General features: G+C 59.4%; 29 protein-coding genes and 1 pseudogene. 19 read left to right on the forward strand and 11 right to left on the reverse strand.

Annotation, left to right across the window (positions count from 1 at the left end; genetic code table 11):
- The first annotated feature begins 100 nt into the window (after positions 1-100).
- The 3 genes from NLN62_RS40270 (at position 101) to NLN62_RS40280 (ending at position 1,828) form a co-directional block, all read left to right on the forward strand.
- Positions 101-307, forward strand: coding sequence for a hypothetical protein (locus tag NLN62_RS40270; RefSeq protein ID WP_027527253.1), 207 nt, complete (start codon positions 101-103; stop codon positions 305-307).
- 278 nt (positions 308-585) lie between these two features.
- Positions 586-768 carry a hypothetical protein gene (locus NLN62_RS40275; protein WP_035664644.1) on the forward strand — a complete coding sequence of 61 codons (183 nt, stop codon included), beginning with the start codon at positions 586-588 and terminating at the stop codon, positions 766-768.
- A 175-nt stretch (positions 769-943) separates the two neighbouring features.
- Positions 944-1,828, forward strand: a complete 885-nt coding sequence (locus NLN62_RS40280; protein ID WP_371260559.1) for a hypothetical protein — start codon at positions 944-946, stop codon at positions 1,826-1,828.
- Positions 1,829-2,008: 180 nt separating this feature from the next.
- On the opposite strand, the gene NLN62_RS40285 is transcribed toward NLN62_RS40280, so the two are convergent.
- On the reverse strand, positions 2,009-2,167 hold the full coding sequence (locus NLN62_RS40285) for a hypothetical protein (protein WP_254112359.1): 159 nt from the start codon (positions 2,165-2,167) through the stop codon (positions 2,009-2,011).
- Between the two features lie 494 nt (positions 2,168-2,661).
- On the opposite strand from NLN62_RS40285, the gene NLN62_RS40290 reads away from it, so the two are divergent.
- The 11 genes from NLN62_RS40290 to NLN62_RS40340 all read left to right on the forward strand — a co-directional run bounded on the left by NLN62_RS40290 (position 2,662) and on the right by NLN62_RS40340 (position 11,816).
- Complete coding sequence (locus NLN62_RS40290; RefSeq protein WP_051390146.1) at positions 2,662-3,159, forward strand: hypothetical protein; 498 nt, start codon at positions 2,662-2,664, stop codon at positions 3,157-3,159.
- 421 nt (positions 3,160-3,580) lie between these two features.
- Positions 3,581-4,216, forward strand: a complete 636-nt coding sequence (locus NLN62_RS40295; protein WP_027527251.1) for a DUF1326 domain-containing protein — start codon at positions 3,581-3,583, stop codon at positions 4,214-4,216.
- Between the two features lie 270 nt (positions 4,217-4,486).
- A complete protein-coding gene (locus NLN62_RS40300; protein WP_198031915.1) occupies positions 4,487-5,059 on the forward strand; it encodes a DUF2182 domain-containing protein in 573 nt (190 codons plus the stop codon).
- Between the two features lie 245 nt (positions 5,060-5,304).
- On the forward strand, positions 5,305-5,523 hold the full coding sequence (locus NLN62_RS40305) for a hypothetical protein (protein ID WP_254112360.1): 219 nt from the start codon (positions 5,305-5,307) through the stop codon (positions 5,521-5,523).
- A gap of 300 nt (positions 5,524-5,823) precedes the next feature.
- On the forward strand, positions 5,824-6,474 hold the full coding sequence (locus tag NLN62_RS40310; RefSeq protein WP_254112361.1) for a hypothetical protein: 651 nt from the start codon (positions 5,824-5,826) through the stop codon (positions 6,472-6,474).
- 450 nt (positions 6,475-6,924) lie between these two features.
- The gene (locus NLN62_RS40315; RefSeq protein WP_254112362.1) at positions 6,925-7,482 is read left to right on the forward strand and encodes a hypothetical protein; all 558 of its coding nucleotides are present in this window, start codon (positions 6,925-6,927) and stop codon (positions 7,480-7,482) included.
- Positions 7,452-8,051 (forward strand): transposase, encoded by a 600-nt coding sequence (locus NLN62_RS40320; RefSeq protein WP_254113832.1) that lies wholly within the window; start codon positions 7,452-7,454, stop codon positions 8,049-8,051. The genes NLN62_RS40315 and NLN62_RS40320 overlap by 31 nt, the downstream gene beginning before the upstream one ends.
- 503 nt (positions 8,052-8,554) lie before the next feature.
- Complete coding sequence (locus tag NLN62_RS40325) at positions 8,555-9,307, forward strand: ABC transporter substrate-binding protein (protein ID WP_254112363.1); 753 nt, start codon at positions 8,555-8,557, stop codon at positions 9,305-9,307.
- A 318-nt stretch (positions 9,308-9,625) separates the two neighbouring features.
- Positions 9,626-10,975, forward strand: a complete 1,350-nt coding sequence (locus tag NLN62_RS40330) for a metallophosphoesterase (protein WP_254112364.1) — start codon at positions 9,626-9,628, stop codon at positions 10,973-10,975.
- A 47-nt stretch (positions 10,976-11,022) separates the two neighbouring features.
- Positions 11,023-11,457 (forward strand): hypothetical protein, encoded by a 435-nt coding sequence (locus NLN62_RS40335; RefSeq protein ID WP_027527246.1) that lies wholly within the window; start codon positions 11,023-11,025, stop codon positions 11,455-11,457.
- Complete coding sequence (locus NLN62_RS40340; RefSeq protein WP_027527245.1) at positions 11,457-11,816, forward strand: hypothetical protein; 360 nt, start codon at positions 11,457-11,459, stop codon at positions 11,814-11,816. Before NLN62_RS40335 ends, NLN62_RS40340 begins: the two co-directional genes overlap by 1 nt.
- Before the next feature lie 2,062 nt (positions 11,817-13,878).
- Here the strand turns inward: NLN62_RS40340 and NLN62_RS53740 are convergent.
- A complete protein-coding gene (locus NLN62_RS53740) occupies positions 13,879-14,118 on the reverse strand; it encodes a hypothetical protein (protein WP_371933076.1) in 240 nt (79 codons plus the stop codon).
- Between the two features lie 504 nt (positions 14,119-14,622).
- Positions 14,623-15,051, reverse strand: a complete 429-nt coding sequence (locus NLN62_RS40350) for a hypothetical protein (RefSeq protein ID WP_027527243.1) — start codon at positions 15,049-15,051, stop codon at positions 14,623-14,625.
- A 234-nt stretch (positions 15,052-15,285) separates the two neighbouring features.
- Between NLN62_RS40350 and NLN62_RS40355 the strand changes: the two genes are divergently transcribed.
- Entirely contained in the window at positions 15,286-15,765 is a 480-nt protein-coding gene (locus NLN62_RS40355; protein WP_254112365.1) for a hypothetical protein, read from the forward strand.
- Positions 15,766-15,985: 220 nt separating this feature from the next.
- On the opposite strand, the gene NLN62_RS40360 is transcribed toward NLN62_RS40355, so the two are convergent.
- The 3 genes from NLN62_RS40360 to NLN62_RS40370 all read right to left on the reverse strand — a co-directional run bounded on the left by NLN62_RS40360 (position 15,986) and on the right by NLN62_RS40370 (position 17,140).
- Complete coding sequence (locus NLN62_RS40360) at positions 15,986-16,369, reverse strand: response regulator (protein WP_254113833.1); 384 nt, start codon at positions 16,367-16,369, stop codon at positions 15,986-15,988.
- A 141-nt stretch (positions 16,370-16,510) separates the two neighbouring features.
- Positions 16,511-16,708: a hypothetical protein gene (locus tag NLN62_RS40365; RefSeq protein ID WP_254112366.1), complete on the reverse strand. Its 198-nt coding sequence runs from the start codon at positions 16,706-16,708 to the stop codon at positions 16,511-16,513.
- Positions 16,709-16,918: 210 nt separating this feature from the next.
- Positions 16,919-17,140 (reverse strand): LuxR C-terminal-related transcriptional regulator, encoded by a 222-nt coding sequence (locus NLN62_RS40370; RefSeq protein WP_254112367.1) that lies wholly within the window; start codon positions 17,138-17,140, stop codon positions 16,919-16,921.
- Between the two features lie 246 nt (positions 17,141-17,386).
- Between NLN62_RS40370 and NLN62_RS40375 the strand changes: the two genes are divergently transcribed.
- Positions 17,387-17,821: a DUF3551 domain-containing protein gene (locus NLN62_RS40375; protein ID WP_084801771.1), complete on the forward strand. Its 435-nt coding sequence runs from the start codon at positions 17,387-17,389 to the stop codon at positions 17,819-17,821.
- A 554-nt stretch (positions 17,822-18,375) separates the two neighbouring features.
- On the opposite strand, the pseudogene NLN62_RS40380 reads toward NLN62_RS40375, so the two are convergent.
- Positions 18,376-18,820, reverse strand: a pseudogene (locus NLN62_RS40380) (cupin domain-containing protein).
- 51 nt (positions 18,821-18,871) lie between these two features.
- Positions 18,872-19,084 (reverse strand): hypothetical protein, encoded by a 213-nt coding sequence (locus NLN62_RS40385; protein WP_198031918.1) that lies wholly within the window; start codon positions 19,082-19,084, stop codon positions 18,872-18,874.
- Positions 19,085-19,623: 539 nt separating this feature from the next.
- Here NLN62_RS40385 and NLN62_RS40390 point away from each other — a divergent pair.
- From NLN62_RS40390 to NLN62_RS40405, 3 genes are all read left to right on the forward strand, one after another.
- Positions 19,624-19,857 (forward strand): hypothetical protein, encoded by a 234-nt coding sequence (locus NLN62_RS40390; protein WP_156944780.1) that lies wholly within the window; start codon positions 19,624-19,626, stop codon positions 19,855-19,857.
- A 634-nt stretch (positions 19,858-20,491) separates the two neighbouring features.
- Positions 20,492-20,695, forward strand: a complete 204-nt coding sequence (locus tag NLN62_RS40400; RefSeq protein WP_254107409.1) for a hypothetical protein — start codon at positions 20,492-20,494, stop codon at positions 20,693-20,695.
- Between the two features lie 72 nt (positions 20,696-20,767).
- Positions 20,768-20,956: a hypothetical protein gene (locus NLN62_RS40405; protein WP_254112368.1), complete on the forward strand. Its 189-nt coding sequence runs from the start codon at positions 20,768-20,770 to the stop codon at positions 20,954-20,956.
- Between the two features lie 235 nt (positions 20,957-21,191).
- Here NLN62_RS40405 and NLN62_RS40410 read toward each other — a convergent pair whose 3' ends face one another.
- The 3 genes from NLN62_RS40410 to NLN62_RS40425 all read right to left on the reverse strand — a co-directional run bounded on the left by NLN62_RS40410 (position 21,192) and on the right by NLN62_RS40425 (position 23,226).
- Positions 21,192-21,392 carry a hypothetical protein gene (locus NLN62_RS40410; RefSeq protein WP_084802003.1) on the reverse strand — a complete coding sequence of 67 codons (201 nt, stop codon included), beginning with the start codon at positions 21,390-21,392 and terminating at the stop codon, positions 21,192-21,194.
- A gap of 829 nt (positions 21,393-22,221) precedes the next feature.
- On the reverse strand, positions 22,222-22,368 hold the full coding sequence (locus NLN62_RS40415) for a hypothetical protein (protein WP_198031979.1): 147 nt from the start codon (positions 22,366-22,368) through the stop codon (positions 22,222-22,224).
- 597 nt (positions 22,369-22,965) lie between these two features.
- On the reverse strand, positions 22,966-23,226 hold the full coding sequence (locus NLN62_RS40425; protein ID WP_371933077.1) for a hypothetical protein: 261 nt from the start codon (positions 23,224-23,226) through the stop codon (positions 22,966-22,968).
- Between the last annotated feature and the right edge of the window lie 196 nt (positions 23,227-23,422).

A 23,422-nucleotide genomic window follows, 5' to 3' on the forward strand; every position in this document is an offset into this window, starting at 1 on the left:
TCCGACGCGTCGGGCGCGCGCATCAGGCGCGCGCTACGTCCTGTGCCGAGCTAGTTGGCTCTGTTCTGCTTAGACGCTTCGGCCGCGCCTATGATGGAGCGTGCCCAATACAGGCACGCCGCCCGCGAGGCTTGCGCTCGAGCTGATCCTACAAACTGGGCACGCGCGAGCCGATGCCGTCAGGATGGGACGCCAGCACGTCAAGAGCGGCAAGCTGTCGATGCGCAGGCAAAAGACGGGAGTCCAGTTCGATATTCCGTTACCGCCCGAACTAGTCGCCGAACTGGCGCTGCATGGGCGGCTGTGAAGATCGCGAGCACGAGCATGACGGCCGGGAGCCTGAGCTATGCGCCTGATCCGGGCTCTAGTCATGCGAGCGCGGATTAGGCTCGCAGCATGGGCGATCAAGGGAAGCCTCGCGCTCGCTAGGCTCTACAGCGCCCTGATGCCTGAGCAATATCGATAGAGCAGAGAGGCCCGCCGGTTCACGCTGGCGGGCCATTATATGGAACTCTGGCGTATTGACCTAAGGTGCTATTTGCCGAACTCGTACCTGTTGGTAGCCATCCCTCGAGGGCTGAGGGAATGAAGAAGAACAATCAGGCCGAGCTAAAGAAGCTAAATGAATTGCGGAGGCTGGAGCGAATCTGCCGGGAGCATGCAGAGTTCGCTTCGATGGATCTTGAGCGCGCCGGTCTCTTGCAGGTCGCCGAAGACTGTCAGATGGCGGTCGAGGCAATCGAGGCACGGCTTTGTCAGAGTAAGTGAACGGACCCGACAGCCATGTTGAGGCTTTCAGCGAAATCCGTCGTGCGCTTTGCCGAGATGCTGGTCGGCATTGCCCTGCTTGTGTTTATAGCGATCTTTCTTCCCTGGTAGAGGGACGAAAATGCGGGGCTTCGGTCCCGCGATTTGAGCTAGCTAGAAGAAACAGTTGCAAGCCGTGTTGAACGCGGCTGCGAAGAGTGCCGGGGATGAAATGCGAAACTTGTTCCGCAACAGCGCGCTATTGCGGCGGCTGTATTATCGTACGCAGATGCTTCGCGCGCGCGGGCAATCTGATGAGACGCAAATTCTTGATCGCCTCACTCGCGGCATTCTGACGAAAACGTTCGTTGAGTTCGGGTTTCATCCCGTCCAGTTCAACTGCATCGGGCTCGCCCAAAACCCGGACTGGCACGGCCTTCTGGTCGACGGCAATGCTCGTCAGATCGCGGACGCGCGCGCCATTCTTCCCGATCGGATCAAGATCGAGGAGCGCTTCCTGACCGTCGATAATCTTGAATTTATCAAGAGTGCATTCCCCAAGATCGGAGTCCTATCGATCGATGTCGACGGCAATGATTTCTGGTTCCTGCGTGAGCTGATCGATACTCGGCCGTCTGTAATCTGCGTCGAATACAATTCCAGCCTTGGCTTGGCGCCAATTACGGTGCCCTACGATCCCGCGTTCGATCGACACGAAAAGCACCCGCGCGGCTGGTATCACGGCGCTTCCTTGACAGCCTTGGCGAAGCTTTGCGCTGCCCATGGGTACGGACTGGCCGAAGTATCGGCCGCAGGTGCCAACGCATTCTTCACCGAAGGCGGCACCCTAGACCCGCAAACTGCATGGAAGCCAAACAGGCTTCGCGAAAGCTATTCCGGTGTGCCTCACGAGGAACAATGGGAGGCAATCCGCCATTTGTCTTTTGAGACAGTTTGCTCGATGCCGGCGGCGAGCGTAGGGCCGTTCTGTGGTGAGCTTCATCGGTATCCCATAGCCGGGACCACAGGCCTATTCCAGCTGAAGTCGGGCCGCACGTCGACGCCGCGCCTTCCGCAATGATCGCTGATAGGGTGCGTCGCGGGTGCCGCTTCGCGAATAACCGCTACGTTAGCGCTGCTGTCAGAACAGGCCCAACGCGATAAAAATTCCGACCTCAGTCAGGAAAACGCCGTCGTGAGGAACAGATCGCCCATAGACATGGCCTTCCTCGCCGGTTGCCAGTCCCGTAGTCTGGCGCGCTTACCGATCCTCGGGCTCGCCTTGTTTTTCGTGAACGTCTCGTGCCTGCGCTCGCGCTAACAGCCCTGTGAGCATCTGTCGCTGTTTGTCCGTGATGTTCGGATCGGCAAGCCGTCTTCTGAAGATGATCAGATTCTCATTGTGGATGAAGTCTTCCATCGATGTCATGCGTGCCACCCCTGTGCCAGCACGACGCCATCTGTGATCCTCAACAGCAGTGCCACAAATAGCGGCAGAATTGCTGAGGAAGGCGTATCGGGCTGGTGATGCAGCGTGCTCATGGAACGGGACAACACCAGAAAGTGCAATTGTCCTTTGATACAAGTGCTCGCGACCAGAGTACGACCCGTGCCGTGAGCCACTGCTTTGAGTGGGTATCGCCGCCGCTAGCGCGTGAAGTCGCGAGCTGGGACGGATCCCACCCCCCGCGATCAGGCACCGCTACCGGTTGTCCAAAGGGACGGTTTGTCGCAAGTGTCAGTACATTGATCCAGATCAAACGCCGGTTCTCTGCCCTTCATGGAATAGCTGCCGATCTCCAGTCAGTCTGGAGGAAACCGCCGTGGCTTCAACAAGGCGGCTAGAACACCATGGACTTGACAATTCGATCAGGTCGTCGTGGCGGCGACTGATGCAAAAAGGGAGTGCTGCACATGGGATTCCTTGACGAGTTACTCGCCGGTGGGCCACGCAAGAAAGAGTACAGCGATTTCGTAGATCGATACGAACAAGGAGACCCGTCCCAAGGTTACTCCGATCAAGAGGTTCTGAAGCGGTATGCTGAAGTGTCACACGCTGTCCCGCCAGACCGGTACGCTCAGGCGGCGCAAGAGGCGCTGAGCAAACTGTCGCCGGAAGAACGAGCGGAGTTCGTAAAGATGCTGCAGGACCGCGCTGCCGCTCGTGGCGTAACGCTGCCCGGAAAGGTGGCGCCCGAACCGAAGGAACTGGGCCAGGTGCTTACTGATCTGCATAAGACGCCAGGGCAGCTCCGGGATATGCTCGGCGGAGGCGACCCTCAGCCTCAGGAGCAAGCGTCAACGTCTAATCCGATCACCGACATCCTGGCGTCCCCAATGGCAAAGGCTGTGCTCGCGGGCATCGCAGCCATGGTGGTCAAGAACGTGATAGGTCCGTCCCAAAGGGCATAGCGCGGCGCCGAAGTCGGGATTGAAGCGACCAAGGTACCGGTACCGGTTACTGTGGCACGTCTTCTACATCATTTTCCGCGAGGCACTTGAGTACTAGGGCGTGTCCTCAGTAAGCGGCTTGGCCGACTGATGTCCGCTCAACCCCCAACAGCGGCGGAAGAGCGGACATTGCCTGAGGTCGCAGAAGGGCCATTAACGGGCTCATGCACCGCAGCAAAGCCCCATGCTATTGAGGCACTCGCTCCGTCACTTTCCAACTGTGGCGCAAGAGCAGACACTGAGGCAGGTGCGCATAGGGTCAACCGTGTCGGTCCGACGAGACTCTTTGTCCGCTCACTGCAGCGGGCACTGGATCGCTTCCGCCGCCTGTGGCAAAATTGAAGTTCCTTCGTCAGCTATCGTCAACCATCGGAGGATTGCCATGGCCTACGTCGATTGGATGATCAAAGGACCGGAGCTAGGCACCTGCAACTGCGACTGGGGTTGCCCCTGCCAGTTCGATGCGCGGCCGACAAGAGGCAACTGCCGCGCGGTCGTGGCCCTGCGCGTAGACGAGGGTCATTTCGGCGAGGTCCGACTGGATGGACTGAAGGCTGCCGCGATCCTTGCCTGGCCGGGAGCCATTCATGAGGGGCACGGCGAAGCCTTGGCTATCATCGACGAGCGGGCCGACAAGCAACAGCGCGAAGCCCTCCTGAAGATCCTGACCGGGCAGGAAACTGCACCGTTCGCGACTATCTTCAACGTTGTCGCGGCGATGACCGAGACCTTCCACGAGCCGGTGTTCGCGCCGATCGAGTTCGAAGTCGACCAAGAGAAGCGGAGAGGCCATTTCTCGGTCGCCGGAATCATTGACGTCAAGAGCGAGCCGATCCGCAATCCCGTCAGCGGCGAAGAACATCGAGCCAAGCTCGTGCTGCCGCACGGCTTCGAATATATCGAGGCGGAATTTGCGAGTAGCACGGCGAAGACCATGGGCACAATTGAGAATGACTGGACTGGCCGCCACGCGCATTTCTGCATGCTGCACATGGGGCCAAACGGGGTCATACACTGAGCACAGGCTTTGACAGGCAGTACGCTTGAATCCGCCCTGAGGCGCGACAGGCTCGTCGCAACGAGCCTTATCGGCTTGTGCCTGCTGTCCTGGCTCTTCTTGATCCATCTATCGCTGCAGATGGAGACGATGGAGGGTATGGCGGCGCGGATGATGGGGATGCCGGTCGGAGATGCCGTGTCGACAATGCTCGGCGCCGCTCTGAGTCCGAGAGCGGCGGAGATTGCGGATGCGACAGTCAATTTCTTCCTGGTCGCGCTGATGTGGGCGATGATGATGGTCGGCATGATGATGCCGAGCGCGGCGCCGACCATCCTGCTCTTCTCTGCGTTGGAGCGTAAGCGCACTGCGGCGAACCGGATCGCTTCCTTCATAGCCGGCTACTTCGCCATCTGGAGCGCATTCTCAATCGCCGCGGCGGCGGCGCAGACGGTGCTGTCGCACACCGGCCTCATATCCATGCAAATGGCGACGACGAGTGCCGTGCTTGGTGGCGCAGTGTTCATCGCGGCGGGGCTCTTCGAGTTCACGCCGCTGAAGGAGCGCTGCCTCGTCCATTGCCGGTCGCCGCTCGAGTGGATCCCACGTCACATGCGCCCGGGCCAATTGGGGGCGTTTCGCATGGGCGTGGAGCACGGCGTCTACTGCGTCGGCTGTTGCTGGGCGCTGATGCTCCTGCTTTTCGTCGGGGGCGTCATGAATCTGATCTGGGTGGCGTTCCTTGCGACTATTGTGCTTGTGCAAAAAGTGCTGCCAAGCGGAGTTACTGTCGCCCGGTTTGCCGGCGTTGTTCTCATTGTCTGTGGCATCGCCCTCCTTGCCCGGTCGCTGATCCTTGCCTGAAGTTGCACTTGAGCCTGTGAGCTGAGATTGCCTCGACCTCATGCATTGTCCACCGTCGATCGCTTCAAAAGCGTCGTTCTAGTCGCCCGCCAGTCACTTCCAGTCTGCCCCGATAGGCGGACCATTTGGAGCTGCCCATGGGTAGTCGCATGGGGTTGATCCCCGGGGCGGTCCAATCCCGTACCGCCCTATTTTCATGTGTGCTACCTAGTCGGATGGCCAAATGGTAGCAGGAAAAGCAGATCATGACTGACGATCAGATCAATCTCGCCGTTCAGCACCTTTGCGAGCAGTTGCACTTGGCGCTCCGATTGAAGGGCAGCGAGGCACATCCACCAAACGCCAAGGACATTGGATTCGATCCTGCCTCTGTGAAAACTGTATTGCTGACCGGCTTGCGTTCGGCGGGTGTCACGATCCACCACGAGTCAGCCGGGGCGAGCGAAGAGCCGCCATGGTCCTAAGCGCGGGACAAAAGCCCCGCGCCAACGTCTCAGTTGGGTCAAAACCGGTAATACTCTGACCGAGCGGAATATTTCCGCTTAGCTCTCAAGATCGGACATCTGCGAGTCGATGAGTACACGCCCTAGCAGATTTCCCATTTCGATCAGCATTTGGATATTGCGATCAAGGGCCAGGCAGGTCGCGATCGGAAGCAATGCTTGATGGGGAAGGGGTGAGTCAATTTGACTCACAGAAGCGCCTTGTGGAATTGCGAGATCAAGGAGTCTGATACTCTGGCTATTCCAGCAAGGAGATCTCGCGTGACCGATCTCACTTACAATCTGAACGGCGGCTTCAAGCCGACAGCGAAGAGGTTCGCTGACCTCGGTGGACCGGACTTTTTCCCGACGCCAGCTTGGGCAACCTTCGCATTGATCGATAATGAAAAGTTCAACGGCGAAATTTGGGAGTGCGCATGCGGTGATGGCAGCATGTCCCGCGTGCTGGGGCAGACTTGCCAACCTGTTCGCAGTTCGGACTTGTATGATCGTGGATATGGAGAAGCCGGTGTTGACTTTCTCCGTGCAGAGCGGACGACCGACAACGTCATCACCAATCCGCCCTATAACTGCGCCGAGGGTTTTGTCGCGAGCGGCGTCAAGCTGGCGAAGCGAAAGCTCGCTCTTCTCCTACGGTTGGCCTTCTTAGAAGGTGCGAACCGAGCGAATACGATCTTTTCCAAGATGCCACCCGCTCGCGTCTGGGTTTTCAGTGAGCGCATTACCTTTTACCCAAGCGGTGTCGAGCCGAAAGGCAGCGGTGCGACTGCCTATGCCTGGTTTGTTTGGGACAAAGAGGCTGAGGGGCCAACTGAACTGAGGTGGTTCAAACCCGGCTACAAAGCAAGGTATGCTCAACTGCGCCACGTTCTGGTCGAACAAGATCGGGCACGAGGCAAAACCACAAGGTGAGCCCAACTTCTGGAGAGCGCGCTGGGCGACATCAGCCGCAGGATGGATGGCCTGCCGCCATGCGCATCCGTCGAACGGCTCTGGCGGTGGCTAGCTATCGCTGAGGGGTAGGGGGCCCCCGGGCGCTCACCCGGGATTGAGTGCGGTCAGGTACCGGTACTGGTTACTCACACTTGTTTTCGCTCGTAGCGAATGTCTGATCTACCAGTCCGGCTGGACGCCGAAGCGCAGGCGCTGACACAAAATGCCGTGAACGTCCGCTTCGGGCGGCATAGCGGACGACACCCGGACTTGCTGCTGGCTGAACCAGTTGCGAATGACCCTTAGGCGACCTCCACCGGTCAGAAATCTTCCGCTCTTGCGTCAATAGCGTCCATGCTCGCCGCTCAGGATGGACCGCCTTGTTCACGGGCTCGGCTTCCTCTTGTGGTTTCAGTGAGGAGCGCATCAATGAGAGCCGATCGAACGATCGAAAGAAATTATCTTCGCCAATGGCGCATGCTCATTGCGCAATATGAGGCCGTCAAGACGGGAAGGTCCAGAGCGTTCAGCAGTGTGCGCGACTTCTACGCGTACCACGGAACCTGCTCACAGACCTTCCGGAAATACTATAACCGCTATCGGGCGAGCGGGCTGACAACTGATCTGTTCCCGCGACGACGTGGCCCGAAACACCGGGTGAAGTCAGAAGCGGAAGCGACCCAAGCAAGAGAGGCTGTGTTCAAAGTACTGCATTCTCCACCGTCCGGCTTTGGCTTCAATAGAGCAACATGGAAGAGCGATAATCTTCAGGAAGCCCTGAACGCGACGGGTGTCAGGCTGAGCAAGCGGGACATTCAATCCATCATTAAAGCGGCAGGGTATCGATGGATGAAAGCCAAGCAGGTCCTAACAAGCAAAGACCCCGAGTATCGAACCAAGCTGGATAGCGTGAAATCCATACTTCAAGGCTTAAGGGAGGATGAGGGTTTTTCTCGATTGATGAATTTGGGCCGGTCGCGGTCTTAAAGCGCGGTGGACGTAAGCTCGTAGCTCCTGGCGAGGAGGCAACCGTGCCTCAGTGGCAAAAATCGAAGGGAGTTGTGATCATCACCGCCGCCCTCGAGCTCTCCACTAATCAAGTTACCCATTTTTACTCAGACAAGAAGAACACGGCAGAAATAATCAAGCTACTGGACTTGCTGCTCGCTCAAAATCGCCATTTGTCGCGACTGTATCTATCCTGGGATGCTGCTTCCTGGCACATGTCCAAGCAACTCACGTGTCGGATCGTATCTAACAATGTGATGGCGGAGGTGACGGGCTCTACCCGCGTCGCGACCGCGCCACTGCCGGCGGGTGCGCAATTCCTGAACGTCGTTGAAGCCGTCTTCAGCGGAATGGCCCGGGCCATTCTTCACAATAGCGACTACTCATCTGTGGGAGAAGCGAAGGCAGCGATCGACAGGTACTTCACAGAGCGGAATAAGTACTTTCGCGAGCATCCGAAGCGGGCTGGAAACAAGATTTGGGGTAACGAGCGGGGAACAGCAGCCTTTTCAGAGAGCAGCAATCACAAAGACCCGAGATACAGATAACGATTCCCAAAGCGCGAAGCCATGGCCCCCTTACGCCGAAAGCTGACGTTGATAGCAGGTCTCCTTCTGGCCCCAAGCCGAACAGCGCTTAAGCCGTTGTGATGTCGGCTGTCGGCGGTAAACCGGACGCCGGAGTGTGCTTGCCTCGACCGCCGCTTGTGACCCATCTCGGAAATTGGAGCCTGATCAGTTTCCGGCGTCGTTTCGCGCCATTTGCCGCTCGAACCTGCTATAGTTTCGGGATTGCGCAAGGCCCGCTCTCGGAGGGGGCATATGCGACGACGCGAGTTCATCACATTTCTCGGCGGCGCGACCGTGGCAAGCTATGTCGGCGCCCGGGCGCAGCAGGTGAGAATGCCGGTGATCGGATATCTCGTCTTTGGCTCTGCCGGGGTGGGCCCAGATCGCCTCCGTTCGTTCCGCCAAGGCCTTGCAGAAACCGGAATTGTCGAGGGCCGCGAGCAACAATCGAAATTCGCAGGGCCGAATTCCACACCGAGCGATTGCCCAAGCTGGCCGACGAGCTGGTCAGCCTTGGGATCAACGTCTTGGCAGCCCCCGGCAACACCCCAGCCGCCCTTGCCGCGAAGGCCTCAACCACGACGATCCCAATCGTGTTCTTCGTCGGCGGCGACCCGGTGCAACTTGGCCTTGTCGCCAGCCTTAGCCGGCCCGGCGGCAATATCACGGGGGTCACCAACCTGACGGTTGAGGTTGGGCCGAAGCGGCTCCAGCTCCTCCACGAACTGATGCCCAGCGCAACCGTCTTCGCACTGATTGTCAATCCCTCCACTCCGCTTGCGCAGATCGAATCGAGAGATCTGTTGGAGGCGGCGCGCGTCCTCGGGCTTGAGCTGCACGTTCTAAAGGCAACCAGCGAAGATGAACTTGATAAGGTCTTTTCATCGCTAATCCAATTGCACGCCACCGCACTGCTGATCGCCACCGATGGATTGTTCACTGCCCGGAGCGAACGATTGGCTATGCTTGCGCTGCGCCATGCGATCCCTGCCATCTCCAGCAATCTTGAATTTGCCGCGGCCGGCGGCCTGATTAGCTATGGAAGCAGCATCGACGAGCCGTTCCGGCTGGCTGGTGTGTACACCGGCAGAATTCTCAAGGGCGAGAAGCCGTCCGATATGCCGGTCCAGCAGTCAACGAAGATCGAACTCAAGATCAATCTCAAGACCGCAAAGGCGCTGGGCCTGACAGTACCGCCCGCGTTGCTCGCCCGTGCCGACGAGGTGATCGAATAAATGGCCATGTCCGAGTCTGGCCCGTCGCGACATATTGCATCGCGATACCAAGTAGGTCGCTAACGGGGCATAGCGGAAGTTGGTAGGCAGCCGTCTTTTGCAGAACACGACGCTCGTGACCCAACTCGGACATCGGAACAAAGCAAACGGTCATCCCGAGCAAAGGCACTTAGAAGACCACCAATCTGCCGAAGTTGCATAGCGCACGAATACGGTTCGGCTATCCGTGATTGCAGCACCCTTGGGCGGCTGGCGTTCGTACCTGCAGCGGCAACGCCGATCGGTGAAATGGCGCGAATAGACGGATGGAGCGGCCAGATGGACGGGCACCTTGTCTTCAGCGACGTGAGTTCGGCTCATCGAAAAGGCGGATTGAATAGGAGGGGCCTGCTCTCGGGCCTCGCTATGCTTCCAATGGTGTCCTCGCTCGTGGCGGTCAAGGACGCGGCAGCGCAACAGACAAATCCCGGCTTCTCTTTTGTCGTCTGCGGCGACTCGCGACCCATGATGTACCTGCCCGTCAAGGAAGGGCGTACCGACCTCGTCGAGCTCTTCGTGGAGATGTTCGGCTTGGTCATGCCGGAAAAGGTCGCGGAAGCAGTCGTGAAGCGCGACGTGAAAATGATCTTCGACCCCGTCACCAAGGAGCTTAGGCAAGTGGTCATGCCCTTCATGTCGCGGAGCGAGGTCATGACGTTGTCGGTGGATCAGGGTTGGGTGACCCGTGCAACTGTCGAAGACGTCAAACTGCTTCCCGGAGTGCACCGGGACATTTTCCAACTCGAAGGCGGCGATTGGGTCTCTCGCGAAATCGTGCAGCACATGCAGGCCGGGCGCGCCAAATTTGTGGTCAACAGCGGCGACGTCGTCTGGTGGGGCAACCAGGGCCGCTCAGTCAGCGACAGTCCGTACTGGAAGCGCGTAAACGATACCATGCTCAAGCTACTGCCGGGGCCAGATTCCGAGATGCGTGCCGCAGGGCTCGAAGGACGGTGGTTCATGTCGGTCGGCAATCACGAAGTGTGGGGCGATCCAAAAATTGAAGGGACGCTTGATGCGGTGCCTTATCTGAAAAAGCTCGGTGTGACGCCGGAGCGGTTGATCTACAAATTCGATTTCCGAGACATAAGATTCATCTTCTTGTGGAGCGGAAAATATGACTACCGCTCACCGTCGCTCTGGGATGCGGACCGACCAAAATACGCCGAGCAAATGGTGCAATTGCAACAGTGGCTGGACGACGCAAAAGCCAAGGGAATCAAAAAGGCATTCATTACCTTCCACTATCCGGTCTTCTGCCGCGCAGGTCTCGGTCCCATTCCGGAGCCTGATAATCCCCACAAGACCATCGCGGCCTATGCCAAGGATTTGGAGTTGGTCGTCTTCAACGGACACGTGCATACTACTGAGCTGTATGACGTCGATGGCGTGAAATACCTGGTTCTTGGTGGGGGCGGCGCGGAGCAAGACCCTATCCTTCCCGGCCGCACGAGCATCAAGGTGCCGAGCAACTATCCACCGGACCTCTATTGGAAGGGCAAACCCCCGCAACTGGAATACAACTACGCCTTGGTCGATGTCGCACCAGACGAGAAGACAAAATTCAACCTGACACGTTACCGGCCCGGCTCGGCTGAGCCGTTCGCATCCGAGGCACTGTTCTCGTAGAGCAACGGTCGTAACCTGTGGGGACAATAATTCGCATCCTGCACGGCTTGGTCACGGTGGCCTTGCTTGGTGCGATCACGCATCAGACATTGGCAACATGCGCGCCGGCCAGGGCGAAGCCGTATTCGTTCTTCGGCCGGTTTCGCGCGGTGCGAGGTGCAGGCTTCACCAATGCAATCGTCGTTCTGTATGTGATCTCGTGGCTGCTCGGCGCTGTCGTCTACCTGTATTTCAAGGTCGATGTTCAGCCAAGTTTGGAACGCGATCACCATTGGCATGCGCTGGGTTTCTTTGATCTCAAGGAGGATTTCACCGCCATCGGCTTGGGGGTGCTGCCCGCATACTGGTCGTGCTGGCATCAGCCGGTTGATGGTCGCAGCTATCAGCTACGCACTGCCCTGACCTTACTCCTTGCATTCATCGTCTGGTGGGCCTTTCTCGTTGGTCACGTTATGAACAACATCGGAGGCTTCGGATCGTAATGTCCAACTCGATGTTTCCGCGGTTCGCTTTTGCTTATGGGGCAGCTTTCGCGCTCTTTTACGCTATTGCACATGCCCGCGGGCTTGCGCTGTTTACCGTTTATCCCGCGCAAGGCATCGTCCTTCTCGGTCTGCATCGTTCCCGGGATGTTGCCGATCCCGTCTTGGATTTCCTCGCGCCCGAGATGTACTGGTACGGGTGGACTGCTTCCGCCGCTGTCGGCGCGCTCGTTGTTGGCATAGTTGCCGCGCTTCTGCCGGCTCGCCTGTCCCCGTTCTGGGCATGGTGTGCGTGGGTCGTTCCCCCAATGGCGATGATCGCTTGCGCTTATCTCACAATCCCCTGGTTTCGGCTTTAGAAGCCAGATTTCCGCTGTTGGCCCTTCGCGTCATTTCGCGGCGATGCCGAATTTGGTCGCTATTGGGGGCATAGCGGACGCTGAGTAAGACGCACCGCCTTCCCTGTAACTGCAACCACGGATCGAACCAAATATCCTGAATAAACGTGGTCGCGCGTACCCCGCTTTTCGGCAGAAATCAGAGGACCCGGACGACCATTGCGTAGGGTCCGCCATTCCCGGCGTCACCCACCGCAACGCCAGAACGCACCCGCGACCTTCCTAGCGCGATTGTGCCCTCAACCTTCCGGTGTTGAAAAGCGGTGCGATGGTCTGATGGTCTAGACGTTCGCGAGTAAAGGCCCATCAGCAGCTAACCGCGCTAGTGAAGGCAACGGACCACTCGTACCCTGACGATTTCAAGGGAGGCGCGCGTTATCAGGTGCGCGCCTCCCGGCGCTTCGCACTCAATGCATGACGCTGCGGTTAGACAGCCGGTCGGCATGTCGTTCAGAGTGGTCGGTATCGTCCCGCCACGTCCGCTCTCCGCACGAGCATCTGAACATGTGGATGATGTTGCCCGTGCCAGCGTCCACAATGGTTCGGACCAACTCCAGCTTCTCGCTGCACGTTGAACACGGCTCTGTCGACGCGCTTTTAGCTTCTATGACCTTCTCGGCCCAGAACAACTGCATGGTTGGCTCCGTTCCTTGAGCTACCCTAACTAGAACTACCTTGAGGAGAAGGGCGGGGGTTGCAAATGGCTGAATGAGAACGGCGTGTTCGCCTAGAGGAACACTCACACCGCCTCCGTGGATGTTGGAATCGGAAGGGGCCGCTCTGAAAGCGGCCCCTTGGCGGCCGGTACAATCTTCATCGGGATGAAATACTCAGCCCCGGCAGTGGTCACCTTAGAGGCAGCACTGCACCGAGGGGATTCCGGTAAATTACTGATCGCAGCACTGTCCTAATTCCTCCCCGCTAGTATCTCGAATTACAGACCGAGCATCCACACGGCGAACGCAGCGCACAAGCAAATTCCGCCCAGGACGGCCATTCCAGCAAAGAACCGTTCTGTTCGCTCCACCGCGATCCCCTCCGGATCCGCCCATGGCCTCATAACGTTTAGGCAGCGCAAATGGGTCCTAATCTATCAGAGCGAGTGTTTCGGCTGCGCCCGACCGTGATCGCCGGCGAGCGGCTCGATGACGATTTTGTCGGTGGCATGGGACGGCATTAACAGGCGGGCGGCCCGGCACACTGCCCCCGCCGAAGAATGTGCCGAGCCTAGCCAGTCAGTCCCGCTGGTCAAATCATGACCGGCTAAGGTCGATAGTGGGGCAGCAATGTGGCTTCGCAAATTGCACGGCGGCAACACCTGTTAGGTTTTTCATAGTCTGAACGATTGGCGCCATGTGTCGGCCGCCAGCTCGCCAGAATCACGAGCGCAAATCGATTGCGTCTTGGACATCGATCGATTCCGCGCTGGTCCGACCGAAGCCCCGGACTCCCCGCTCCACTGCTTTCAGCCCCCAGCCCCAGCGATGGAGCGGGGCTACCGCGCGCAACTGCTTGCCCATCTCCGCGAGCGCGGTGATGGCGGCTGGCTTCGCTGCGACGACTGGCCGCTCCGGGTCCTAACGCCGCGGTGATCAACTTCCTACGGCAGCGACCCTCGGAGGTCTGCGACACCAAAATCCAAGTTGGCTCGGCCACCGTTCTCAATATTGGTCAGGGTCCGGGCCTTGCTGCGTTCTGACACAACAATATTTCGAGTGAGGACCGCGCCAAGTAGGAACGTCGTAGCCGTCAGCCCACTCAGGACCGCCAGAAATAGATTGGACCAGCGCATCATACTGCACCCGTGCGCATCGCCCCGCCCGCTGCAACTTGCGTCGTTGAGTCGTTAGGCGATTTGGTGGCGCGGCGGTGGCATGCTCCGAAATTGCCGCGGCTTACCGCGCCCCCCTGTTTTGGGGCCAATGGCCGCGCCGCCTAAAAGGGGATTTGTCCCTTGTCCCGCTGTCCGCAGCAAACAGCGATCTACGTCATGCTTCCCGGCATAAAGCAGCGGATCGAGACGCTAGCCGAGGGCCCAGAGCGGCCACACGATCGTTCGCCCCGCCCGGTTCGGCGCGGTGATGACCGCCTCGTCGGGCACATCGACCCACACCAGCTCGCTGTCATCGGCATCGCTGCGCGGCACGCGGACGCGATAGTGACCGGCGCTGCTGATCCAGTCGGCGTCGGCGATCGTTCGGCCATCGGCGACCGAGCAGCACGGCCCCATGCCGCTGCTCAGGCCGTTGAACCACGCGCGCAATTCCGGAGATGAGCCAGCACATTGGCGCCACGATCACGGGCGAGGCTCGGCGTTGCGAACAGCGCGACGAGCACAATTAACATAGGTTTCATCCGGATCAGCGCCGCGCCGCCCTCAAACTTCCTGCCTCTGCGTGAACGACAAGTCGCGCGAACCGTTCCTAAGGAGGCCGAACCTCGTTTGGGCCACCGCGCACGGCGAGCGCGAGATCGCGGGAGTGCGCGAGGACTTGGCGGGCTTGGCGAACACGTCGCTGGGAAAGCCCGGCATTCTCTGTCGCCCTTTTGGAGGCCGATCCCCTCTTGCCGCGACCACGCTCTGGCTCATGGCGCCGTCGGAGGGGCCTATCTGCACCATGCCGCCTCCCTCGATCGCTGGCTACAGCGCCAGCCACCAAACCGCCAGCGCGACCATGACGACGACCGCCGCGACGAAGATCAGCGCTTGCGTGTTCGACATGCGCCACATCGCGCACCGCCTTTTGTGTGCGAGATGGTACAATAGTTAAGCGCGGTATGATAAGGCGACCCGCAGCAGAGCGATGCCGGAGCGTCGGTCCTGCGCAGCGAGTGATGGCTCGTTCCACTCGCCCGCCTTGGTAAGACAGGCTGCCGCGATCTCGCGCCAGACCAGATCCACGACCGCGTCGATGTTGCGCCTGACCGTCGTGTCGCGCGAGCAGCGCGCCGCCATGCCGGACAGATGCGTCAGGACGGTGCCCGCGATCTGATCGATCAGTTCGTCGGCCGCGTCACGCCGCACCAAGGTGCGCTTCTTCTCCTCAATCTTGATCTGCAGCAGTTCGGTCTTGGCGTTGACGTGATCAGCGTCGGCTTCCGTGCGGGGTGAGTGCTTGTGTTCGCGCCGCAGGTGCCGCAGGTACGCAACACGGCTCTGGTCCAGCGGGAAGCCCTGACCATGCCGCTGGATCACGCCTTCCGCTTCGAGCTTGCCGGCTGCAATCGAGGTGCAGTGCGAGTGCCGACGCGCTGACGGTCTCGCGCATGATGGACCGCCGTCGAGAGATAGCCCCGTCGGTGACGACCTCGGTCATCAGCGTCATTCCTGTTCGTCCCGGCAGGATACTCCAATTGCGGCGTCAGCGTGAAGGCGGTCGATGGAGCAGTCGTTCACGAAGATGAACGTGAGGATTGATCCAGGTCAAAGGTGCGAAGCTCCAGCGCGCGAGACTTCGGGCGGACCCGCGGTCAACGCGATGCAGGTGTCCGCGGCTTCCTCTCTCGAAGAAGGAGTACGCTAATGTTGCGTCGAATTCTCATCGCTTCGGCAGCCGCAGCCACGCTGCTGGTCACCTTCACTCCCGATGACGCATTCGCCCGCGGCGGTCGCGGCGGCGGCATGCGCGCCGGAGGCTTCCACGGCGGTGCCGTGCGAGCAGGAGGCTACCGCGGGGGCGCAGTCGCGGCTCGCGGATACCGGGGCGGCGCTGTCGCTGTGCGCGGCGGGCGCTACGGCTATCGGGGTGCGTATGCAGGGGCGTATCGCGGCTACCGCTACGGGGTCGGTGCGGCGGCAGTGGGTGCGGCTGCGGTCGGCGCGGCTGCGGCGGGGTCCTACTACCGCGGCGGCTGCGGCTACGACGCGTACGGCAACTATGCCTGCCCCGGCGGGTACTATCCGTACTGAGCGGCGCGACGCCGTTTAACTGCTATGGGGGCATGGCGGACACGCCCCCATCTCGATTTATGAGAACGCGTCCTTGGCAGACTGTTGCCTCCGCAACTGCATCCACGGATTCGCGGCAGATATTCTCAATAGAGGCGGTCGCACGTAACCCGCATTTTCACGCGCGCCGGAGGACCAGGACGACCCTGCGGACGGTCCGCCATCACCGGCGTTTCGCGCATCAAAGAGAACGTTCGCCACACAGTTCGGCGACATCAGCCGTGACGTTCTCGATCTCATACGGCTTCTCCCATCGTCGCACATGCTGGAAGCGCTCGGGGATGATCTCGACACCGTAGCCAGTCGTGAAAATGAAGGGCTTTCCGACACGCATGAATTCGTCCGCGACCGGAAGGGATGAGCAACCGCGCAGGTTGATATCGACCACGGCGACATCGAAACAATCGTGCTCGACAGACATCGCGTCGGCGAGTTCAGTGACCGGCCCGACCACATGAGCACCGAGCGCCCGGAGAGCGTTCGCGAGGTCGTCTCCGATAAGATACTCATCCTCGACAACTAGAACTCGGCAGTCCTTCAAGGAAGGTTCGTTGTGGTGGGCCATCTGTTCCACCTCGCGTCGTTCTGCCTCGTTGAGACAAACGCAAATCGACGAAAGCGTTCCCTTGTGCGGTTCCAAGTTCCGCTACGCAGCTTGCCGTGTGGTGTGGACAAGGGAATTCCTCGTAACGTTTCGGCAAAAGCGTTATTGTTCGGCATCACCGGCCAGGCTTCGTCCGTAGGCGCCGGTGGCTGAGAGACCGCTAGCGCTCCCGCCTATAGCGAGATGGATCGGTCCCGGCATCTTCAACATCTTGAACAAGCTGGGCGCCACTTGCTGCGTGGCGAGCAGAAGGTTTCCGACCAAGAACAGCGTATCGAAGATCTTGAACATCACGGGCATGACACAACTTTGGCTCGCGCACTCTTGGAAACATTCCGCGGACGCAAACGCAATTCGTTGCGCACCGCGATCAAATCCTTAGAGAACTAGACCATGCTCGAACTAGGACCTGTTAGGGATTGCGGTCGGCGCGTCTTTCGCCGGGAAGGCCGTACAGCGCGCCGGGAGCGCGGGATTACAGGACAACGGCCGGCCTTGTTCGCCCGGTGCCTACGTTACCCCTCTGTAGGTTCCCCAACTTGCCAGTCGCTCGGCTGCATCGGCGATCTCGTCCGGCGCGCTGATCTTCAGCTTTTCAAGTAGGCGGACACGCTGTTCTGCGACTTGCGCTGCGGTGCCACCGAGCCGCTCGGCGATCTGAGCATCCGTTTTCCCGGCGACAAAGCGCCTCAGGAGTTGCTTCTCGCGTGGACTGAGCGGTAGGTTGGTCATTGGTGCAGTCTCTTGGACCTCGACAGCGCAGACTCTTCTATCGCCGTTTTCGTGCGCAATCGTTTCTCAGCGACGGCGACGCGGTGCGCCACGACGGGATGTCGGACTTTTGCGCGCAGGGAAGGCTTCTCGAAGCAAGACTGGGCCGCCTCTCACTGCACGCGCATGAACCTATTCCGTGAGCGTTGACTTGGATCAATACCGCCAACGGTGTAGGGGTGTTGTGCCGATTTGGAGGAAGTTCCAATGCGCACATTGGCTTTGACGCTTTTGACGATGGGTATCATTTTAACAGCAGGGCACGCCCGGGCTCAAAGATATGATCCGGCTTTTCCCGTTTGCTTGTATGTCGTCTCTTTCGGAGCCAGCCCTTACTATAGATGCAGCTACACGACGATGGACCAATGCAGGGCGTCGGCCAACGGTCAGATGTGCATCCTCAACCCGTATTACGCTGGTGCGACGGCGCCTGCGAGAGGGAACAATCGGCGTTATTCTCGCCAAGTCGGATCACGATCAACCGCGTACGCTGTGACCAGATCGTACGCGCCACCTGAGCCACCGATCCACTACCGGACTGCACCGTACAATCAATACAATGAACCGTATTATGGAGCTTCCCAAGGTTACGCGCCTGGCGAGAAACAACGATTTCTCGAAAGTGTGAGACGACAGATGTGAAGTCCGACTTCCACCAGCCGCCGAGGCGCCCACTCAGGCGGCCCCGCGCCGCTGTCTTGTCTAGAACAGTCGCGATTGGAAAGTCACACAGTAGATTTTCAGAAGTTTTCGCGTGGCCCCCCAGCGTGAAAAACCCAGCCACCGAAGGGTACGATATGTTGCCAGCATATTGGACCTCTTGGGACATGGAAACTGACCCGCGGCCAATAGGGAGAGACGCGTGGTGGCGGCAGGTGGATGGCTGATGATTAGTAGCTTGGAGCTCTTACCTAGCGGCGCTCGAACCCGCACCCCACTCTAGCGTTTCGCGGTAGGTTAGAATGTGAAAAAAATGTCAGGCCGCTCGCTGCTTGTGAGATGTGATCCAGCATCAGCCAGAAATATCTCCTTCATGTCCGGATCGCGCGCTCGAGCCGACCCTGCGTAGATCGACAGATATTCGCCTGTCGATCTGGAAGCCGCGGCGGAAAGTTCTGCGAGGCCCGGCATCCGGTTTACGGCCTACGTAACCGCAGCTGGAGCTTTGGTCGGGGAGCAATAGCGGAAGTGCGGTCTTACTCCGCAAGCGAGCCCCGGGGTGCGTTCCGCGCGATCAGCGACTTGAGTTTGTTGAAGGTTCGGATCGCGATGCCCAACGGGATCGGATAGGTCAGGTGGACGAAGAGCAACCTTCTTCACATAGCCCTCGGCGTGCCATTTGGCGCGCGCGCCGCTGCGAAAAAATATCACGTCACCAACGCCATAGCGCTTCGGCGGCATGCCGTCGATTTCGAGCACGATTGATCCTTCGAGGATCATGATGGTCTCATCGAGATCGTAGTACCAGTTGAACTTGCCTTCGGTGCACGACCAGATCATGGCGTGGGCAGTGTGGCACGCGCTCGACGACAGCAGGCGGGAACGGGCTTCCGGATTGCCTTCAATGATCCAGGATGGCTCGATCGGCGACGGATCGAGATCCGTCTTGTAGTGCCACGTCTCAATGGCAGCGAGCGGCATCGGTTTTCCCCACTGCAGATTACACGGCCCCAGGTTCCGGGTTTCGTGCGCTCAGAAAGGCTCCCAGCTGACTTCAGAACGAGGTATTTCTTTCGGGTTGGTATTCAGGATCTGCATCAAGTGTTCGGCTTCCTCCATCGTCAGATTGGCTGCCAAACGGGGCCCAATATGCGCCGGCCCCTTACGCTCTCGATCGTAAACCATCCAACCTTCGCGTCCTTGCCGAATGACAAACCTACCTTGTGAAGTTGCATCGCCGCTCAAGGATTGTTCCTCCCCAATCGCTGACTCGATCAGCGACGATAGGGGCTCTCATTCCCTCGGCCTGTATTTGCCTATGTGAATCGTTTGTAGATTTCGGGCTGCGGCTTCCGGGTTGGCGCAGGACGTTCGGCGGTGAGCTTCATGCAGCGGATGCTCCGCGTTGGCGGGCGCACTGGGCCTGAGCCTGGGCAAGGTCCTGCCACGCCAGAGCAACACGCAACCATTTCAAACGGTCGACCGGGCAGGTAGCGGCTACGGCGTTGCGCATCGCCTCTTCGGCTTCGATGCGCGGATCAGCATCTTGGCTCATCCTGCCCCTATAGCTGGTACAGCTTAATGACCGACGAATGAACACAGCCGGGAAACTACGGCCGGTAGGAGTTCGAGATCGCGTCGCGCGTGCCGGCTTATCAGGCCCGGTTTGGCACGACGTTCAATGCGCCTGCGCCGCATTGCAAACGGGCCATGGCCTCCGAATTAGACCGGACTTGCGCCGAAACCGCACGCGTATAGGTTGTAGCCGGGCTGAGGGGGATTCGATGGCTAAGACACCGATTTCTGCCGGTGATTTGGGCTGGATCATTCTCGAAGAGTTGAGGGATAGCGGCGATTGCCCGATAGGCGTGGCGCTTGCAGTCATTCCTGAGCCCGATGGCGATTGGCGTGTAGTCATCCAGGCACACAGCCGCAATGCGATGACAACAAGGTGCCTGCGGCGCATTGCAAGTATCGAGAAGAGGCTAAAAGCCGTTTATGCGGTGGATGAGGCGTGAAATCATGGGCCAACCCGCTGATGGATCCAGGCCGAGCTTATCAATGTAGTGGTGGCCGGCGTCACGCAAGGTGACGAGCTTGCGCCCGCCAACCTTGAAAGGATCTCGAAGGGCCGCCCCAGCCCCGATCTGTCATTCCTTGCGTGTAGCGCTAGGGGCGCTTTGTTGTCCACAGTGTCGATCGCGACACACTGCATTGGCGCGACTCGTCGTAGGCTTTTGCCGCGTCTTCATGGGCGCGTTTCCTCCCTAGCCTTGAGCCCGTCGCGAATGGCGGGCTTCCTTCGATAGGACGCATCAATTGGCGGTTTCGGCCTGTAGGAGCCGGGCATAGGTCCCGCTCTCGTGCAACTCGAGCCAACCGCGCTCGACCGCCATCTTGATGCCGGCGCCGAACTCCTCGCAACGGCGCGTTGATCTTCTCGATATGGATGCGACCGTCTTGCACGGGCTCGATGCTAGTGGCGATCTCGACCAGCTTCCGTGCTGCCTCCGAGTTGGCGAAGGGACGTTCGGTGGGTGATTTCTGTCACAGATAAAAAATCGGTCCTCAGGCATCTACACGAGCAGTGAGGCGCTGGCTCGCTTCGAGCCAGATGTTGTTCACAGATACAAACTCTTTGGATAAATCATCATGATGCGTGAACTCATCGATACGGACCTCGAGGCGGTGGCTGGCGGTACTGTCAACGTTGCTTCGATCTCGATCCCGACGTTGACCCAGACTCTTCTTCAGAACAACTCGCTCAACCAGACCGGTGTTGCTATCGGCGGCTCCGTTGTCCAGGTGGCCGGCCCTCAGTCGAACACCGGGGTCCAGGCTGGATCCATCAGCTAAGTCGGCAATGCCCGCACACTCCACGGGCTGCTCCCGAGGGGTGTGCGGGCTTTTCTCCTAAGGAGGCAAGTCATGATCCGTGAACTGACGGAGATGGAAGTCGAGGCGGTGTCTGGCGGCGATTTTATCGGACCTATCACCATAGCCCCCCAGGTCATCACACAGATCAACGCTCCCGTGCAGGCCGCTGTGGCTGTCGGCGGTGACGCCGTGAACCTGATCAATGGTGGTCTAACAAACTTGGGTTTCCAATCGCACTAACAGACCTCGGTTTGCAATAAAGCCCCCCGCCATCGGGAATGCCCGCCCGGGCTGCTCCCGGGGGGTTGAGTGCGGTCAGGTACCTGGACCGGTTACCGACAGCGGCGCGAGAGCGGACAATCGGGCGACCGCCGAGACGCAACCCTGAAACAGTGCACTCAACGACAAGATCAGCGGAGAGCGCGCCGGGCGAGCGCGGCGACGAGGTTTCTTCACGCTCAGACGGCCGCGCTAGTCAGCGGGCGCGCCAGGTTTCGACGCCATCATTTGGATGACGCTCCTGTTTGCGCAACTCATCGATTAGACGTTCGAGGTAGGGCGGCAGGGGCGAAGTTTCGCGAGATAAGTCCTGTTGCAACCTGTCACCCACCTCGTCACAAATCGACCGGGCAGTCTTAGGGTCGATGCGGTCCGATATTCGGCTGATCGGTTCCATAATGCGACTTCTTTGATCGGCCCCATGATTAACTTAAGTTACAGAGCGAGAAAATGTTTCGCGTCAGCCCATCGTCCTACTACCGGAACGAAGGCTGATCTTGCGCATGGGCGAAAGTAGCCGGGGTGATCTTACGGCGAAAACTTAACGTGGGCCTACAGGGCGCGGGGCTGCGGTCTCGCGCCCCTCTCTCTTGATCCGCGCTGACGCGGAAAAGGGGCCCGGACCTGGCTTTCCGCGGTCACGCACCCAAGCGCAGCCGCGCGCGGAGCTACTGGAATCCAGCGTGGCTGTTTGCGGCCCCGGCATCGGCATTACCTTGGCGGGTGCAAATCGCCTAGAAGCCAGCGGCCAAGGGCCTTTGAGTGCATGGTATCTTCGTGCGCCGCAAGGATCGAAAGCACGTGATTGCAGACAGCGCATTGAAACGTATCCAAGTCGACGCCTGGGCGTTCTGACTCGATGCTGACGAGCATCATCCGAGCTTTGCACCTCGGACAAGCGGGGCGATCAAATGCGACTGGTGGGACGGCTGACGACGGACGTTGAGGCGTAGCGCTCATAACGCGCCCCCGGGTTCTTGGCAAACCGCGGCATGACGCCTCAACTCACAACGTGCCCTAAAGGTCCTAGATAAGGGCAAGCGCACCGGCGGTTGCAAGCGGTGGGCTTCGGCGCTCCTGGGCCATCGGTTCACGCCGGCGGGCCTCGTCAGGCGGACGTTAGCCTACCATGAGAACTTTTGTCGTCGTCGATTCCTCCCAGGGTATCGGCGGCGGCGAGGTCCGGTTGGATTTGCCTCCAATGCCGGGCCTCGCTTCCGGAACAGTCATCTGAAAACCCTATGCGCCTTGGCTTTCTTGCGTCGCGCTTCAGCATCTGGTGGTGGCTTGCCGCGGTTCAAGGCGCGCATGATGCCGATGCAAGCGAGCATCGCCGGGCCGCCTTGCTCGGCCACCAGAATCAGCGCCTCCATTGCGGAGCCGGCGGGCCTCTCTCAAATAGAAGCAGTGGCCGTGCTATTGCCATTTTTTCCCGGTCTTTAAGTCATTCCGCTCGGACCCAGCGCGCAAGAACGGCTCCGGCGTTGCCAGCCCCATGCCGGGGCCGTTCTTTGGAGCGGCTCCTGTCATTTCGCCGTAGCCCGGTTCAAGGCCCGCATGATGCCGATCCGGGCGAACATCGTCGGTCCACCTTTCTCTGCCACCAGGATCAGCGCTTCCATCACGGTTTGCCACTCCGGGCATCGTGCACAGCCTTGGGTTGCTTGGCGATGTACTCGCCGGCATCGCGCAAGGTGACGAGATCGCGCCCGCCAACCTTTATCGGTTCGTCGAAAGGCCGCCCCAGCCTCGATCGGTCATTCTATCTGCTTCACAATCCTGGTGCGTCCAAGGGTCACGCTAGACCCAATTACCACGTTTCCCAAGGCGCCCTGCTAGTTTGATCTGGTCGGATGGCAGGCTTACGGACTGTCATTCGATGTTTTGGCAATACTTAAGTCCTCGTGCCCCGCCTTCGGACGCATTTCGTTGGTGCAGTTCTTCCCATGAACTCGGAGGCGGGTCTTTTTTCATTCCGATTGATGTCCCGCGGCATCATCCTTCAGGAGCCGCACATAGGTCCCGCTCTCGTGCAGCTCGATCCAACCGCGCTCGACCGACATCTTGATGCCGGCGCCGAATTCCTCGCCGCCGGCCTTCAACGCGTAGAGGAACAGCGCGTTGATCTTCTCGTTTTGCGTGCTCGGCAGATCAAAGGTACGATTGACATGCTCGATGCCGTCAGAAGAAGTGCGGGCGCTATGAATGAGATACGCAAATGTGTTCCCCACATTCGACGTCGGCGGCGCAGATGCGACAGCAATACGTAGGCTCGGTATCCTTCCAATGAGCGATCAACGGCGCGCGCCAATGGGTTGATCGGAAGGCGTGTTCCAACTCGGCTTGCGCCTTGGTGACGATGGCCCGCTTGCGCAAAAGGCGCGCGATCGGGCCGCGTTGCGGCGGCCTCTGCATAGTCGAACCTCT

This window comes from Bradyrhizobium sp. CCGUVB23 (assembly GCF_024199885.1).
GTDB lineage: Bacteria > Pseudomonadota > Alphaproteobacteria > Rhizobiales > Xanthobacteraceae > Bradyrhizobium.

Excerpts from the sequence above, each read along its gene's own strand:
- NLN62_RS40300 (WP_198031915.1), top strand. The coding sequence starts at position 4,487 with ATGATGATGGTCGGCATGATGATGCCGAGCGCGGCGCCGACCATCCTG.
- NLN62_RS40370 (WP_254112367.1), bottom strand. The coding sequence starts at position 17,140 with ATGACCAACCTACCGCTCAGTCCACGCGAGAAGCAACTCCTGAGGCGC.
- NLN62_RS40400 (WP_254107409.1), top strand. The coding sequence starts at position 20,492 with ATGATGCGTGAACTCATCGATACGGACCTCGAGGCGGTGGCTGGCGGT.
- NLN62_RS40290 (WP_051390146.1), top strand. The coding sequence starts at position 2,662 with ATGGGATTCCTTGACGAGTTACTCGCCGGTGGGCCACGCAAGAAAGAG.
- NLN62_RS40405 (WP_254112368.1), top strand. The coding sequence starts at position 20,768 with ATGATCCGTGAACTGACGGAGATGGAAGTCGAGGCGGTGTCTGGCGGC.
- NLN62_RS40415 (WP_198031979.1), bottom strand. The coding sequence starts at position 22,368 with ATGGAGGCGCTGATTCTGGTGGCCGAGCAAGGCGGCCCGGCGATGCTC.
- NLN62_RS40305 (WP_254112360.1), top strand. The coding sequence starts at position 5,305 with ATGACTGACGATCAGATCAATCTCGCCGTTCAGCACCTTTGCGAGCAG.
- NLN62_RS40375 (WP_084801771.1), top strand. The coding sequence starts at position 17,387 with ATGCGCACATTGGCTTTGACGCTTTTGACGATGGGTATCATTTTAACA.
- NLN62_RS40365 (WP_254112366.1), bottom strand. The coding sequence starts at position 16,708 with ATGCCCGTGATGTTCAAGATCTTCGATACGCTGTTCTTGGTCGGAAAC.
- NLN62_RS40390 (WP_156944780.1), top strand. The coding sequence starts at position 19,624 with ATGGCTAAGACACCGATTTCTGCCGGTGATTTGGGCTGGATCATTCTC.
- NLN62_RS40340 (WP_027527245.1), top strand. The coding sequence starts at position 11,457 with ATGTCCAACTCGATGTTTCCGCGGTTCGCTTTTGCTTATGGGGCAGCT.
- NLN62_RS40330 (WP_254112364.1), top strand. The coding sequence starts at position 9,626 with ATGGACGGGCACCTTGTCTTCAGCGACGTGAGTTCGGCTCATCGAAAA.
- NLN62_RS40360 (WP_254113833.1), bottom strand. The coding sequence starts at position 16,369 with ATGGCCCACCACAACGAACCTTCCTTGAAGGACTGCCGAGTTCTAGTT.
- NLN62_RS40285 (WP_254112359.1), bottom strand. The coding sequence starts at position 2,167 with ATGGAAGACTTCATCCACAATGAGAATCTGATCATCTTCAGAAGACGG.
- NLN62_RS40315 (WP_254112362.1), top strand. The coding sequence starts at position 6,925 with ATGAGAGCCGATCGAACGATCGAAAGAAATTATCTTCGCCAATGGCGC.
- NLN62_RS40410 (WP_084802003.1), bottom strand. The coding sequence starts at position 21,392 with ATGGAACCGATCAGCCGAATATCGGACCGCATCGACCCTAAGACTGCC.
- NLN62_RS40295 (WP_027527251.1), top strand. The coding sequence starts at position 3,581 with ATGGCCTACGTCGATTGGATGATCAAAGGACCGGAGCTAGGCACCTGC.
- NLN62_RS40275 (WP_035664644.1), top strand. The coding sequence starts at position 586 with ATGAAGAAGAACAATCAGGCCGAGCTAAAGAAGCTAAATGAATTGCGG.